Source organism: Ignatzschineria larvae DSM 13226, assembly GCF_038500265.1.
In the GTDB taxonomy this organism is placed as follows: domain Bacteria; phylum Pseudomonadota; class Gammaproteobacteria; order Cardiobacteriales; family Wohlfahrtiimonadaceae; genus Ignatzschineria; species Ignatzschineria larvae.
Genome location: NZ_CP150637.1, coordinates 1046362 through 1060929 on the forward strand (window position 1 = coordinate 1046362; position 14568 = coordinate 1060929).

The 14568-nt window shown below is 42.3% G+C and carries 9 protein-coding genes; 3 read left to right on the forward strand and 6 right to left on the reverse strand.

Features of this window, described 5'->3' with window-relative positions; translation table 11 throughout:
* Nucleotides 1-74 precede the first annotated feature (74 nt).
* From WMO13_RS04485 to serS, 3 genes are all read right to left on the reverse strand, one after another.
* Nucleotides 75-1406, reverse strand: a complete 1332-nt coding sequence (locus WMO13_RS04485; RefSeq protein WP_051396012.1) for a L,D-transpeptidase family protein — start codon at nt 1404-1406, stop codon at nt 75-77.
* A gap of 269 nt (nt 1407-1675) precedes the next feature.
* Complete coding sequence (locus tag WMO13_RS04490; protein ID WP_026878101.1) at nt 1676-1927, reverse strand: YfhL family 4Fe-4S dicluster ferredoxin; 252 nt, start codon at nt 1925-1927, stop codon at nt 1676-1678.
* A 117-nt stretch (nt 1928-2044) separates the two neighbouring features.
* Nucleotides 2045-3313: a serine--tRNA ligase gene (gene serS / locus WMO13_RS04495; protein WP_026878100.1), complete on the reverse strand. Its 1269-nt coding sequence runs from the start codon at nt 3311-3313 to the stop codon at nt 2045-2047.
* Between the two features lie 161 nt (nt 3314-3474).
* Between serS and WMO13_RS04500 the strand changes: the two genes are divergently transcribed.
* On the forward strand, nt 3475-3987 hold the full coding sequence (locus WMO13_RS04500; protein ID WP_026878099.1) for a hypothetical protein: 513 nt from the start codon (nt 3475-3477) through the stop codon (nt 3985-3987).
* A gap of 99 nt (nt 3988-4086) precedes the next feature.
* Here the strand turns inward: WMO13_RS04500 and WMO13_RS04505 are convergent, their stop codons facing one another.
* Both WMO13_RS04505 and WMO13_RS04510 read right to left on the reverse strand, forming a co-directional pair.
* A complete protein-coding gene (locus WMO13_RS04505) occupies nt 4087-4797 on the reverse strand; it encodes a hypothetical protein (protein WP_026878098.1) in 711 nt (236 codons plus the stop codon).
* 958 nt (nt 4798-5755) lie between these two features.
* Nucleotides 5756-7222, reverse strand: a complete 1467-nt coding sequence (locus WMO13_RS04510) for a cation:dicarboxylate symporter family transporter (RefSeq protein WP_051396011.1) — start codon at nt 7220-7222, stop codon at nt 5756-5758.
* A 401-nt stretch (nt 7223-7623) separates the two neighbouring features.
* Between WMO13_RS04510 and WMO13_RS04515 the strand changes: the two genes are divergently transcribed.
* Complete coding sequence (locus WMO13_RS04515; RefSeq protein WP_051396010.1) at nt 7624-11070, forward strand: AAA family ATPase; 3447 nt, start codon at nt 7624-7626, stop codon at nt 11068-11070.
* Nucleotides 11071-11158: 88 nt separating this feature from the next.
* A complete protein-coding gene (locus WMO13_RS04520) occupies nt 11159-12034 on the forward strand; it encodes a TrmH family RNA methyltransferase (protein ID WP_051396009.1) in 876 nt (291 codons plus the stop codon).
* Nucleotides 12035-12226: 192 nt separating this feature from the next.
* Here the strand turns inward: WMO13_RS04520 and WMO13_RS04525 are convergent, their stop codons facing one another.
* Nucleotides 12227-14320 carry a pentapeptide repeat-containing protein gene (locus WMO13_RS04525; protein WP_026878095.1) on the reverse strand — a complete coding sequence of 698 codons (2094 nt, stop codon included), beginning with the start codon at nt 14318-14320 and terminating at the stop codon, nt 12227-12229.
* Nucleotides 14321-14568 lie beyond the last annotated feature (248 nt).

The following is a 14568-nucleotide window of genomic DNA, read 5'->3' on the forward strand; positions in this document are numbered from 1 at the left end:
TGATTGAAGGAGAGGTTAGAATAAAATCTAATATCGTAAAATCTCTGATACTTAGCACTCAATAGTAAAGTAATTTAGCGGTCAGGATAAGAGGGCTCAGGAAACACAACCTCTTGATCGGGAACACTTTCGGGTACCGAGATATAGGTAGGATCGGGGGTTAAGCGATACTCTTTTTTGATGATTTGAATATCAGCTGGGGCTCTCTGGTATCCTGGCGGCATTTTTAGTGGCTTAGGAGTATGGTCTAAATTATAGGGTTCTATTCGACTATTGTTGTTATTACGAGTAGTTGCCTTTGAGGATTGTTTGAGAGGTTGTGACTCATTTAGAGATGTTTCTGGAGCTACTTGTCTTGCAAAAGGGGCTTTTCTGCTTGATTCAGAGGCCATGACATCAATAGATTCAGGTGTAGAGAAGAGCTCAAGCGCCGGTGTTGTAGGCGCTGATTGTGGAAGGGGTTTATTGGTTTGTGTAGAGGTGTTTTTAGAGATTTTTTGCCCAATAATAATAGGAACACCACTCTGTTGTTCTACTGCAAGGTTTACCAAATCATAATTGACTGATGTATTTGGGTGATCATTGAGGTAGCGTTCAAGTTGTGATAGAGCCTTAGCTTTCAGATCTGCAACAGAAAGATTATCTTCATCAAGTGGCGGGTGAACCTCGATGAGTAGATCGTTGTCTAAGAAACCGAATTTCACCGGCTCATTGAGGAAAGTTACAAGGGTATTAGTGGGTACGATATCGTAAAGTTGCTCGATATGTTGTGGGTAGAAGCGCATACAGCCATGGGTTACACGCATACCGATACCGGTTTGCTCATTAGTGCCGTGAAGGAGATAACTTGGAAGTGAGAGACGTAATACACGTGTTCCAAGTGGATTATCAGGGCCTGCAGGTACAACACCGGGTAGGGTGCCACGCCCCATCTCTTCATGTTCACGACGAATACTAGCAGGGGGATACCATGCAGGATTCTCTTGCTTACGAGTAATCGACCAAGAGCCTAAAGGCGTTTTCCAATCCATACGCCCAACGCCGACGGGATAGACATATACAGTATCTGAATCTTTTAGGAAGTAATAAGTCCGCATTTCAGGAATATTAGAGACAATGCCAGAGCGTTTTCCCTCAGGAAGAATAAATTGTAGAGGCAATAAAATAGGGCGCTGCTCATTGAGAAGCCAAGGATTAATCCCGGGATTAGCCCATTTAAGTTCCTCATAACCCATCTCATAACGAATAGTCAAGTCTGCGAGAGATTCATGTTTGTTAGGGGTAACATAACGAATCTCACCAATGACATCATTGCCGGGAGCGGGCATTTTATACTCAATATTTTTTTGTGCATAAACTGCTGAAATGAGTAAGCTTGCTGAGAGCAAAATTTGTTTTATCTTCATAACAATGTCTCTAATAGGTCAATTGAAGGCTATAAGCCATAAATAAATTGTCACTTTTAAATATTCGTAAATACAAATATTCGCAAATATTGTAAAAGTTTTGAACACGATTCTGCTAAACGATGCGTTGATCCCAATGTCTATTATCAATATTCAAGGTTTAGCCGTTATATTTAGTGAATTTAATTGGATGATTAAGTAGTTAGTTAATCATTAAATCAATCTATTAAGATTTAATCAATTCATTTACAACTTACCTCAATAGGATATTAACTTTGTTCTTGCAAGTGATGAAACTTTTCTAGCAGTTCTTCTTGAGTTTCGACACGATCAGGGTTTTTAGGAATACACTCAACAGGGCAGACTTCAACGCATTGTGGCGTATCAAAGTGACCTACACATTCTGTGCATTTGTCAGGGTCAATCATATAGATTTCAGGGCCCATTGAGATCGCCTCATTAGGGCACTCAGGTTCACATACATCGCAGTTGATGCACTCATCAGTAATCATTAATGCCATTTTTATTCTCCTACTATGAAATTTAACTCATTGAATCTTGTTGTTAACTTGATGCTAGTGATACTTTGAATGATCACATCTCACTAAGAATAAATTAGTTATATGCGCTATTTATACTTAGAGGTATTCTGCACCGCCCATATATGGTTTTAATACTTCAGGGATTCTAACGCGGCCATCGGCTTCTTGGTAGTTCTCTAACACTGCAACGAGTGTCCGGCCGACTGCGAGTCCTGAGCCGTTAAGCGTATGTACTAATTCTGGTTTACCAGTTTCACTATTTCTAAAACGGGCTTTAAGGCGACGTGCTTGGAAATCTTCACAGTTAGAGCAAGAAGAGATTTCACGATACTTTTGTTGTCCTGGTAACCAAACTTCTAAATCGTAAGTCTTCGCTGCCGAGAAGCCCATATCGCCGGTACAGAGTACAACGCGGCGGTAAGGCAGTTCGAGTTTCTCAAGGATGGTTTCAGCATGTCCCACTAAGCGCTCAAGGGCATTATAAGAATCTTCAGGCTTAGTGAAATGCACAAGCTCCACTTTTTCAAATTGATGCTGGCGAATCATACCACGTGTATCCCGTCCGTAGCTTCCCGCTTCTGAGCGGAAACAGTTACTATGTGCGGTGACTTGTAGCGGCAGACTTGCTTCTTCTAAAATCTCATCTTGGGCAAGATTAGTGAGAGATACTTCTGCCGTTGGAATGAGATAGAAATTACGTTCATCTTCTAATTTAAAGAGGTCTTCAGAAAACTTCGGAAGTTGCGCTGTCCCATAGAGACTCTTTTGATTGACAATCACAGGGACATTGACTTCCATGTAGCCATGTTCTTGCGTATGAGTATCCAACATAAATTGCGCAAGCGCTCGGTGTAAGCGCGCCATACTTGATTTGAGGATCACAAAACGAGAACCACTGATTTTAGCAGCTGCTTCAAAATCCATGCCGAGTTTTTCGCCAATTGAGACATGATCTTTCGGTTCAAAATCAAACTCTTTAGGCGTTCCCCAACGTTTGACTTCAACGTTATCATCTTCATTTTTACCTAAAGGAACATCATCATGCGGCATATTCGGCATATCAAGTAGCATCGCATCAAGTGCAGTTGTCACTTGAGTCAGTGATTGTTCCACTTCCGCTAATTTGTCCCCTAACTGTGCAACAGAGGCCATAATTTCAGAGACATCTTCACCTTTCGATTTAGCAATACCAATCTGTTTAGAAGTAGTATTGCGCTCGTTCTGGAGTTCTTGGAGTGATGTTTGGAGATGGCGACGTTGTTCTTCTAGTTCGTTAAAACGCGCAACATCAAATTGATAGCCACGTTTTGTGAGCGCGGCAACAACATCTTCTAAATTCTGTCTTAATAAGCGTGGATCAATCACAGTTAATGTCCTTCATGAAGTCTGAAAATTGACCTTGTATTATATACGAAAAAGCATCTTTCTTCCAAAGTAAATGGCATATCTGAAAAAAGGTGTACTCTTGAGGTGGGTCTGTATAATCTATATCCTCTCATCAAATATTTTATCTAGTGGAAAGTGCTATGAAACATCCTAAGGAATATTTTAAAAAAGGCCCTCAACTGCGAAACCTATTATCGAAGCAGATGATCATTCTTACAGCAATGTTGCTTACAGCTTGTAGTCATATTGAGAATGCACAATATCAAGCGATGGATCAATATCGTGCGGTTATAGCACAAGAGCAAGGTTGGGATGAAGTGACCCGAGAAGAGATCTTTTTAGATCAAATCTGGTATAACCCGGCATTATGGCAGAGAGCGGATGGGAAAACGGCCACAGAAGGGGAAATTGAGAAAGCATTTTTGGGATGTTTGACGGGTGCTAAATCCGTAGAAGAGGGCATTAGTAGCAATGTCGGCGGTAAAGATCCGATTCAAATTATTCACGCACGTGCCACCGTTGAGCTCTGTATGGTCAGTAAAGGTTATCAACCGATTAATAAGAGTCGTGCTTTGATTTGTGAAAGTGATTATTACGATGTATTGCCGGTCTGTTACTTCTCACAGGATTTAGTACGGAATTACCGTGATTGATTGCAGAAGATGATTTGAAAATGCTTGAAAATCATTGAAAGCCTTGAAAATGATCGAAATATCAATAATTATCGTTACTCATAGTTGTATTACAAGTTATTAGGCTGTTTCAATCAATCGGTATTTTTGGGCGAGTGTAATTGCATTTTGCATTGCAGTTTTAAGAAGTGGTTGAAGATAATCAAAGTGCTCGTGCTCAAGATCAAGATGATGAATGACTCGAAGTAGAGATGCAAGCTGTGCTGAGATTTCGAGCTGTAGTAGATAGAGTGCCGAGGATTCTTGCTTATCTGTAAAGGGATAATGGGTATCGTAGTAGAGAATGAGGTCATGAAAAGTCTTAATGACATTTAATCTTTCGGGGGTGAATTTGGCAATAAACTCTTGTTCCGTCAGATAAATCGGTTTTGCGTGGGCGCTGAGCTTTAAATCTTGCAAATATTCTTCTGTGCCATAATCTTGGGACAGTGCATTAATCTTTTCGGCAAAAATCTCTAACATAAATTGGAAATGTTGCATAAAGAGTTGCCGCTCAAGCTCTGTACGTGTACGAACCATCTCCTCTCGATTAATTTTAAGCTCTTCACGATTGAGTTGTAGATCCTCCCGCTGTAGATGCAGGGAATACATTACACCGGTAAATGCCACGCCGGTAAAGAGCGCTACGATAGCATCGAAGAAGATACTCTCATTATCAGGGCTCTGCAGCGTAAGATAGATCGCAATGAGCCACGTCATCATAATAAAAGCAATAGTAACGGCAAACATCCAACTAAATTCACGACGTTGTTTCTTAGGCGAATTGCGCATTGTATGAGAATCCTCTACTGATGATTATGTAGTCAATATTTAATTATTTTTATCATTAATAATGGCAAATGATTATAGCAAAATTTATCGCATCGCCGGGGAGAAATAGCTCGTTCTTCTCACAATCGTGCGCCGGCAAATTAAGCAATTTCACTGCTTGAGCTGATATGCTGGAAATGTGGCAGATGTTCAATATCTAAGCCGGAGAGAACGATCCAGTTTTTATCCTAATCGTGCGCCGGCAGCTGTGGCATTTTTAGTACCGAGAAATTAATGATTGCCCACTTGCGGGCGCGGGATTGTTCTAGATATGCAAACATTCCCTCCCGCCGGGAATCAGCTTTTGTTTGGAGTAATTAAGAAGATCAGTCATATCGCCGGGGAGAAATACCCCGTTCTTATCGCAATCGAGTGCCGGCAGCTGTGGCATTTTAATACCGAGAAATTAATGATTACTCACTTGCGGGCGCGGGATTGTTCTAGATATGCAAACATTCCCTCCCGCCGGGAATCAGCTTTTGTTTGGAGTAATTAAGAAGATCAGTCACAGCGCCGGGGAGAAATATCCCGTTCTTATCGCAATCGAGTGCCGGCAGCTGTGGCATTTTAATACCGAGAAATTAATGATTACTCACTTGCGGGCGCGGGATTGTTCTAGATATGCAAACATTCCCTCCCGCCGTGAATCAGCTTTTGTTTAGATTAATTAAGAATACCCGTCTTATCGCCGGGAGAAATACCCCGTTCTTATCGCAATCGTGCGCCGGCAGCTGTGGCATTTTAATACCGAGAAATTAATGATTGCTCACTTGCGGGCGCGGGATTGTTCTAGATATGCAAACATTCCCTCCCGCCGGGAATCAGCTTCCATTTGTAATAATAGAATAAGGGATTCACGTCGAAAGAGAATGTGTTGTTTAACGATGGCTGACTATTAATGGATTACTATCGATGGTTATTAAATGCTATTTGCATTGCCATCCACATTATCGCTACCATCGGCGCTTAATACTGCTTCAGGATCTTTATAACGATCTACATTGAGTAATCCAAGCTCTTTATCAGTGGCAACAGCGGAAGTCATTGCCCCTGAAATATTAGTCATCGTGCGTGCCATATCAATAAGTGGATCAATGGCTAACACCATTCCGATTAAGGGGAAGTATTCGCCCATTCCCATACCCGAGAGCGCCACAGTTGCCGCAATCGTTGCAGTTCCCGGAACGCCGGCGATACCGATAGAACCGATAACAATGACAATGAGAAGCATAATGTAGAATTGTAGATTCATCTCAATGCCCACCATATTCGCTACCATCATCACCAGTAGCGCGGGGAAGAAGCCGGCGCAACCATTCATCCCCATTGTCGTGCCTAATGAGGGAACCAGATTGGCGGTGCCGCCGGAAACCCCTAAGCGCTCTGTCAGTGTAGAGATGGTCATTGGTAATGTGCCCACTGATGAGCGGCTTGAGAATGCCATTACTAATGTATCCCGAGATTTCTTAAGGAACATCATTGGCGAGAGTCCGTGAGCCCCGATAATCATCAGATGAATCACTACCATAATAAATGAGGCAACATAGATCGCAACGACAAAGCCCAATACTTTTTGAACCGCCGGTAAGCCGTGATTCATAATAGTGCCAGCAAGGAGCGCAATGACTGCATAAGGCATATATTTGATGATGGTCATTGTCATACTCATCACAATTTTATGAAGCGCATCGATGAGCTGTTTAAAGACACCGATCACTTGGGGTGCTTTCGGGGCCATACGATTTGCGGCAATCCCTAAGAGTGCAGAGAAGATCACAAGGCCGATAATATTGTTACTATTCATCGCCGAGATGATATTACTTGGAACAAGATTGACAAAGGTATCTACGAGGTTCGAGACTTCACGCTGTTTTGCGGCAGTGACAATAATCTCATCGCCTTTTCCTAACCCCATTACTGCAGCAATCACCATACCTAATATCGCCGCAATCCCTGTGGTAAAGAGTAGCCAAAAGATCCCTCGGCGGGTAATTTTAGGAAGCGCTTTATCAGCCCCAAAGTCTAAGACTACCTTGACAATAGAGACGAAGACAAGCGGAATTACAATCATCCGAATGAAGGCAATGAAAGTTTTCCCAAAGAGCCCGTACCAAATACTACTCTCTTTGAGTGCAGTTGTCGTTTGATCGGGGAATCCCGCTAAGAATTGTGCACCAAGTCCGATAACAGCCCCCAAAATCAAGCCAACTAACATTCGCATAAAGAAGCTGATCTTACGCTTTTGCATCTGATAGACAAGATAAAAAGAGACCAATAACACAACAATCGCAATAATCGTTTGATATTGGGTAATCGCTAGAAATTGTTGGAAAAATGGCCCGCTCAAGAGCGAATCATTGACTGGCTCTGGAATAGTCGTTGGCATAATGTTAATCCTTATGGGGTTATCAATCTGATTATCAATTTCAATTCATACCTGATTTACAGGTTAAGTATGTATTTTTGAATTATCCGCTAAAGTAACAAAATTGCAACTATTTTTTCAATGATCTGCTGAGTGCTTTTAGTTTATTGAGTGTCCGTTATATCTTTGGAGCTGTCTATCAAGGATCAACGATTAATGATCATAATGGACGATGGATCAATGGATAGATGTGCCGTAATCAATATAGGATAAATAGATGTGACAAAATGATAATTCATTGCGCTAAGGCAAATGATTAGCAGGAAGCGAAACGCAAATTATGGTATTTTATAACGTTTGTTTTCGACTCATTTTGAGTAAAATTTCTTCTATTTTTCTATTTACAGCAAGCGGCAGAGAATATGCGATTAAGTAAAGTAAAACTATCGGGCTTTAAATCTTTTGTAGATCCCACAACTTTTGTATTGACGGGGAAACTCAATGGTATTGTGGGGCCAAATGGTTGCGGTAAATCGAATATTATCGATGCGGTGCGTTGGGTAATGGGGGAATCATCGGCGAAACAGCTTCGTGGTGAGTCGATGAGTGATGTGATTTTTAATGGCTCAGAACGCCGTAAACCGGCAGGGCTTGCCTCTATTGAATTGATTTTTGAAAATGAAGATGGTCGACTTGGCGGGAAGTGGGCGGAGTATCGGGAGATTAGTGTTCGCCGGACTTTAGATCGGGAGGGGAAGAGTCAATATTTCTTAAATGGGACTCGTTGCCGGCGTAGAGATATTACCGATATCTTCTTAGGAACCGGCCTTGGCCCTCGCTCTTATGCCATTATTGAGCAAGGAATGATCTCTCGTATCGTAGAATCGAAAGCGGATGATCTACGTAGCTTTTTTGAAGAAGCCGCGAATATCTCTAAATATAAAGAGCGCCGGCACGAGACAGAATTACGCATTGAACATACTCGAGATAACCTTGAGCGCTTAACCGATATTCGAGGTGAGCTTGGTAAGCAGTTAGCTAAATTAGAGCGGCAAGCCGCTACGGCGATGAAGTATCAAGCGCTAAAGCAGGAAGAGCGCGCGTTAGGGTATGTAGAGGTCTCGTCACAAAAAAGTGATATTGAAACAGAAATAGCGCATCTCTTAGAGAGCTCAGCCTCTGAATATGAAACTTTTCAACTCACGGTTGCGCAATTTAATCAGGTGACAACAGAGCTATCTAGCCAAAAGCAGCAGTTTGAAGCCCTTGAAAAAGAGGTTGCACAGAAAAATAGCGAACTCTATCCTTATAAGCAGAAAGTCGATCATCTAAAGCACGAAATTGTGCGGATTCGCGCGTTAGAGGCGCAGGAATTAGAATCGCAAGCCGAATGGCAAGAAAATGGTGTTCGACTTGAAACGGAAGTGGCAAGTAGTCGTGAACTTTTAGCAGATCTACAGCAGAAGTTAGAAGAAGCACAATTTATTGCCGAGAGTGAAAGCGAGCAACTTTGGGGAGAAGAGGAAGCGCTCTCAGCGCTAGAACAATCGGTAGAAGCGCTACAGGCAGAATATATTGCGATTCGAGATCAAATTAGTGAGATTAAGCAGAAATTAGAGCTCAATCGCCATACGAAGCAGTATCAATTAGAACGCGCCAAAGCGATAGAAGAGGAGCGCAACACTTTAGCCAAGAGTGAGTTGCCGGCAGAAGATCCCGCTTCTGATGAAGCATTCATTATGGAAGAGACGCTGATTATTCAACAGGAGAATCAAGCGCAATTAGAGGCAGGTATTGAAGCGATACAGACGGAGATCAATACTCTAAGCCAAGGGATTACCCATCTAGAAAAGGAGCAGCGCACGCTTTTAGCAAGTCGTAATCAGCTTGCCGGCGAAGTGAGTATGTTAGAGAAGATGAATCTCTCTGATGATAAAGAAGCGCAATCCCCTCTTTTTGAACATTTGAAAGTCTCAGATGGTTGGAATGGCGCCGTAGATACAGCACTTCGTCATCAATTATTACTCAGTACGCGCCGACAACGAGGGGAAAGCTATGTTGCCGGGGAAACGCCTTATCAATATAGTGAACAACACTTAGGCTATTATGTCGAGAGTGATTTGGCGCTTGGTTCACTGCTTTCTCATATCTATGCATTTGATGATACAACACTTGATCTACTCTCATTGGAGAAAGATCCTCATTTTATTGCCTTGCGTGAGCGTTTAGCGTTACACGAAATGATTGCCACTAAATCAGGCTTACTCTTTGGGCCGGATTGGGCGATTTATAGTACGGAAGAGGCGAATTTTGGGATTTTAGCCCGTCAACGGTCGTTAGATAAGGCGAAGGTTGAAATCGAAGAAGTCGATGCACAGCTTGAGGTATCCGATGAAGCGCTCTATGAGAAAGAGGAGCGCCGGGAAGCTTTGCAGCAGGATTTAACAGAAAAGCAAAAACAGTTACAGAAACTCTCTCGAGATATTTTTGATCTTGAGAAGAAGCTCAGCCTTGTACTACAGGCCAAAGATCATCAAGCAAAAGAGCGTCATCGTATTGAGAGCCGTTTAGCGGTATTGACTAAAGAGCAGGCATTGAATCAGGAATCTTTAAGTGCTTTAGAGACAGAAATTGAAGCCGGTGAAAAGGCTTATGCAGAATTAGAGCAGCGTTGGCAAGCGCTTTCAACAAAATATGATGAAGAGAAACGGCACTATGAGGCGCGTCGTAAAGCCTTTGAACAACGTAAATCGCAGCATTTAGAGCAGAAACGACAAGGTGAACAATTACAGCTACAAATAACGCTACATCAAGAGCGGAAAACCCGGGCAGAAAATGAGTTAAATCATCTAAGAGCACGATTAGAATCTCAACAATCACAGAATGATTATAGTGCGCAAGTGGCCGAGATTGAGGAATCTTTGATGATTGCCGAAGATCATCTATTGCAATTTGAGGCCACTTTAACGGATCTACATCACAATTTTGAAGCAGCAAAAGAAGCAATTCGTGCGTTAGAAGCGAAGAAAGTCATTGAAGAGGAGCGGTTAAGTGCGCAAAAAGAGGCGCTGAATCAATTCTCCATTCGAGAAGCAGAGCTCAATACCAAACTTAGTATCATTATGGAGCAGTGGCAGCAGTTGCAGCTTGAGATGAGTGCAGAAGAGATGACAGAAGCTACCGAGCAATATGGGGAGCTTGCAACGGCTGAATTGAAAGCGGCGTTAGAGCGAACACAAAATGCGATTCAGAAAATTGGAGCTGTCAATCTAGTGGCGATTACCGAATGTGAAGAGTTGCGGGAGCGTAAATCCTATCTTGATACGCAAAATGAGGATCTCGAAGCGGCATTAGCGATGTTAGAGAAAGCCATTAAAGAGATTGACGATGAAACCCGTAATCGCTTTATGGAGACCTTTAATGCGGTCAATGATGATTTCTCAAGGCTATTTCCTCGTCTGTTTGGTGGCGGTAAAGCGTATCTTGCCTTAACGGAAGAGGATGCGCTGACAAGTGGCGTGAATATTATCGCTCATCCGCCGGGGAAAAAGCCCGGGACGATTCACTTACTTTCAGGCGGTGAAAAAGCACTGACGGCAATGGCATTAGTTTTTGCGATCTTTAACTTAAATCCTGCGCCTTTCTGTATGCTTGATGAAGTCGATGCACCCCTTGATGAGGCGAATGTTCGCAGGCTAGGGGAGCTCATTGATGAAATGAGTGAGAAGGTGCAATTTATCTTTATTACCCATAATAAAGCGACAATGACGATCTCAGATTCTCTGATCGGTGTGACGATGGCTGAACCAGGTGTTTCTCGATTAGTCTCGGTGAGCCTTAAAGATGCGATGGAGATGGTGGATGAGTAACGCTGAGGAATTTTGGGTTTTGCATTTTGATTGGGAAACTTTACTGAGACGATATTGAATCGTGATAGATCAGATTAAAAGAGAAGAGATGAAAAAAATGGGACAAAAGATCATTAAGCGAGAGATTTCCTCGGTAACGAATGACCGAATGAAGCACCTGAAAAAATTAGGACAGAAACGTTATCGGGATCAAAGTGGGTTATTCCTGATTGAAGGTTTTCATCTTGTGGAAGAGGCGATTAAACATCGTGCGATGATTACAACCATTATCTACGCCACCGATCTTTCCACGGAGAACCGAGCAAGCTTAGAGGCGATGGTCACAGCAATCGAGGTCAGTGCAGAAACAGATGAGCTGGAATCCACTTTGGAGCTTTTAGAGGTAACACCGAGTATTTTGCAATCGCTCTCACAAACGATGACGCCTCAAGGAATTATGGCGGTGATAGCAAAGGCACCGTTATTGATGGCGGATTTTCTACATCAGCTCTCATCTTCAGCATCATCTGCTAAAACGCGCGCATTGCCGCATCTCTTACTGCTTGATCAAGTACAAGATCCCGGCAATGTGGGAACAATGATTCGTACGGCTGAAGCTGCGGGTTTTGCCGGCGTGATTCTTGGGGAAGGCACCGCTGATCTCTACAATGACAAGACGATTCGAGCCACACAAGGGGCGCTCTTTCAATTGCCGATTTTAACGGCTTCTTTACCTGAGTTATTACCAAAGCTGCATCAAATTGGATATTGTTCTTGGGTGACCACGTTAGAGGAAGCAAGTTTTTACTCGGAGCTCACTCAACCCTCAAAAGTCGCCATAGTGATGGGAAATGAGGGGAATGGGGTTGATCTCCAGTTACAAGCAATGGCCTCAGAGCGCGTTAAAATCCCAATGCTTGGCGAAGCAGAATCTCTCAATGTCGCCATTGCCGCCGCAATTTTGACTTATCAATTTGTAAGATAGTTGATTGAGGATTCTACAGAAAAGCTGATTCCCGGCGGGAGGGAATGTTTGCAAGTCCAGAGCAATCCCGCGCCCGCAGTTGAGTAATCATTAATTTCTAGGTTGAAAATGCCTTATTTGCCGGCGCACGATAGTGGTAAGAACGGGATCATTCGTTCCGGCGATGCGATAACTATTCTTAGTGATTCTGTATTATTCTTTGTCGTTCTCACTATTTACGGGTTTATTGTTGTTGGTAACATTATTGCTGATACAGTTGCGATAGGAATTTTGTACCATTTCCAATGTCTCTTCACCGCAGGCAGTTTTCACAATCTGTTGACTCTTTTGCATTTGATCATCTCGTTTTTTCGATTGATCAAAGTCTGAGAACATTCGCACGACTAAACATTTCTCTTTAGGGTTTAAGGATTCGTAAAAGGCTTGATAGTTCCGATTTTTCTCTTTAAACATCCGATAGAAGACAGCGAGATTATCCCGCGTTTTGATCTGCTCTAAGCTTCGATGACCGCTATAGGTTTCGCCGGGTTGTTGACTCGATCCACTTCGCATCAAGGTCTCATGGGCTTGTTTGGCCTCTGCAATCGGAATCCGCCACGCAGGCTGGAGAAGTTGAGTTTGATATTGCTCATAAAGCTCCGGAATGGATTGCAAACTCTCGGTATTATTGGGATTAAGGTAGATCCGTTTCTGAATCTCTTGAGTTTTTCGATCCTCTTTAATCAGCTCAATCACCGCTTCTCGCTCAAGGCTTGTGCAATTAGCAAAGCCGGGAAGCCCATTAATGCCGAGAAATTCAATACGACCTTTAATAAAATCATCATAGCTAAAGCGAGTATGAAGCATGGTCGTGCCGTAGAAATAGGCTTTATGGAAAATATGGGTAAAGTTTGCCCGAATACAGTTAGCATATTTAAAGGTCGTATTGGTAATTTGGGCATTGATAAAGGATGCAGAGTTACAATCCGCCATGGTAAAACTGGAGATGTTAAGAATGGCAGAATTAAAATTCGCATGAATACAACTACTATAATCAAAGGTGACATAGTTTAAGCGCGCGTGGGTAAAATTGACATTACGAAGATTCGCATAAGAGAGATCTGCATGATCACTATAAATCCCTTTGAGAATGGAACTTGCTAAATTCATCTTAAAGTTCAAGGCGCGTACAAGGGGTTTATCGTGAGAATACTCTTTTTTACTCAAGAGGCGAAAGAGAATCGCAATCTCATTGCCGGGCTCTTCTTCTTTTTTGCGAATAATCCGAGAATCATCATCATAGCGCTCGGCATACGCCCGGGGAAAACGCAATTTCGCAATCGAAGGATAGTAGGTTAAGAGATACTCTTCGCTATTAGTGAGCGTACGAATATGACCACAGAGAATACTAAGTACCTGTTCATAGAGGGAAAAAGCTTTGAGATAGGCTTTAATCTGCGATTGATCTGCAGGATTTCGGCGTAGATAGTGTTCCTTTAACCGGCGTTGTCCTTTGAGCTCTGAAGCCGGCAGTGGTTTATCGGTGCGATAAGGGATAATCGGGTAATCTTTATAGCGATAGTAATAGACATAATGGTTACGAGGATTGAGATAAGGCAGCGCTTTTGCCGCATCTTTGACAATCTCCCAAAGAATATAGATTCCGCCTAATCGTACTGACTCATTTTTATCGCCTAATAGTTTAATCCCCTCTAACATCCGGCGGTCAACTTCGCTTTCACGATCTTTTTGCTGTGTATATTCAAGATGCTTTTCTGATTGACGTAGAGAGCGATGACGGACAGAAGCGACATAAGCAGAGACACTAAATCCTAACACTGCGAAAGTACCAAAGTAGAGCGAGGTTAGGAAGGTATATTCCCCTGCATAGAGTTTTGCCGGCGGTACTTGGGCGATAAAAGAGATCAGATCGATAAAAAGTAACGATAAGATCAATACCATTGGGCTCGTGATAATCACTAATATGAAGAGGCTTGGGCGCGTAACGAGCTTTTTGAGAATTGGGGAGGCTTCATCTTTCTGTACCTGTATTAATGTTCGTTTAAGTGACATTAAAAAGGCATTAAAGAGCATACTCAGTAAGATAAAAGCGATAGGAATCGTGAGGAGTAGGCTAAGGAAAGAGACCTGTCCGATAATGGGCGAGTGAATAGTCAACCAAAGTGTTACCGGAATCAGCGCAAGCAATTGCCCACTTTTCCGGCGTGATGAACGGTTTCTAAGCATTTTCATACCTAGGTTTTGTAATTTGGTTTTTATTTGGCTCATTAAGGGAATACGAGGCATAGTTCTCCTATAAAAGATGATAGTAAAGATTTAATGAATAGATTTAATGAATCGAATATAACGAATCAAATATAACCTTAAAGAATAGGCACTATTTTCATAAAATCAATGGGATCATGTAAAAAGTTGGAATAGAAATAGAGATGACAGCAACAAAAATGCGCTTCTGCCATAGTTCGCAAAAGCGCATTGTATCGTTTTGAGAATCTATCTTTATGATTAGGTTCAGAATATCATTAGATTCATAT

Excerpts from the sequence above, each read along its gene's own strand:
- WMO13_RS04520 (WP_051396009.1), top strand. The coding sequence starts at position 11,159 with ATGAAAAAAATGGGACAAAAGATCATTAAGCGAGAGATTTCCTCGGTA.
- WMO13_RS04490 (WP_026878101.1), bottom strand. The coding sequence starts at position 1,927 with ATGGCATTAATGATTACTGATGAGTGCATCAACTGCGATGTATGTGAA.
- WMO13_RS04510 (WP_051396011.1), bottom strand. The coding sequence starts at position 7,222 with ATGCCAACGACTATTCCAGAGCCAGTCAATGATTCGCTCTTGAGCGGG.
- WMO13_RS04515 (WP_051396010.1), top strand. The coding sequence starts at position 7,624 with ATGCGATTAAGTAAAGTAAAACTATCGGGCTTTAAATCTTTTGTAGAT.
- WMO13_RS04505 (WP_026878098.1), bottom strand. The coding sequence starts at position 4,797 with ATGCGCAATTCGCCTAAGAAACAACGTCGTGAATTTAGTTGGATGTTT.
- WMO13_RS04485 (WP_051396012.1), bottom strand. The coding sequence starts at position 1,406 with ATGAAGATAAAACAAATTTTGCTCTCAGCAAGCTTACTCATTTCAGCA.
- WMO13_RS04525 (WP_026878095.1), bottom strand. The coding sequence starts at position 14,320 with ATGCCTCGTATTCCCTTAATGAGCCAAATAAAAACCAAATTACAAAAC.
- WMO13_RS04500 (WP_026878099.1), top strand. The coding sequence starts at position 3,475 with ATGAAACATCCTAAGGAATATTTTAAAAAAGGCCCTCAACTGCGAAAC.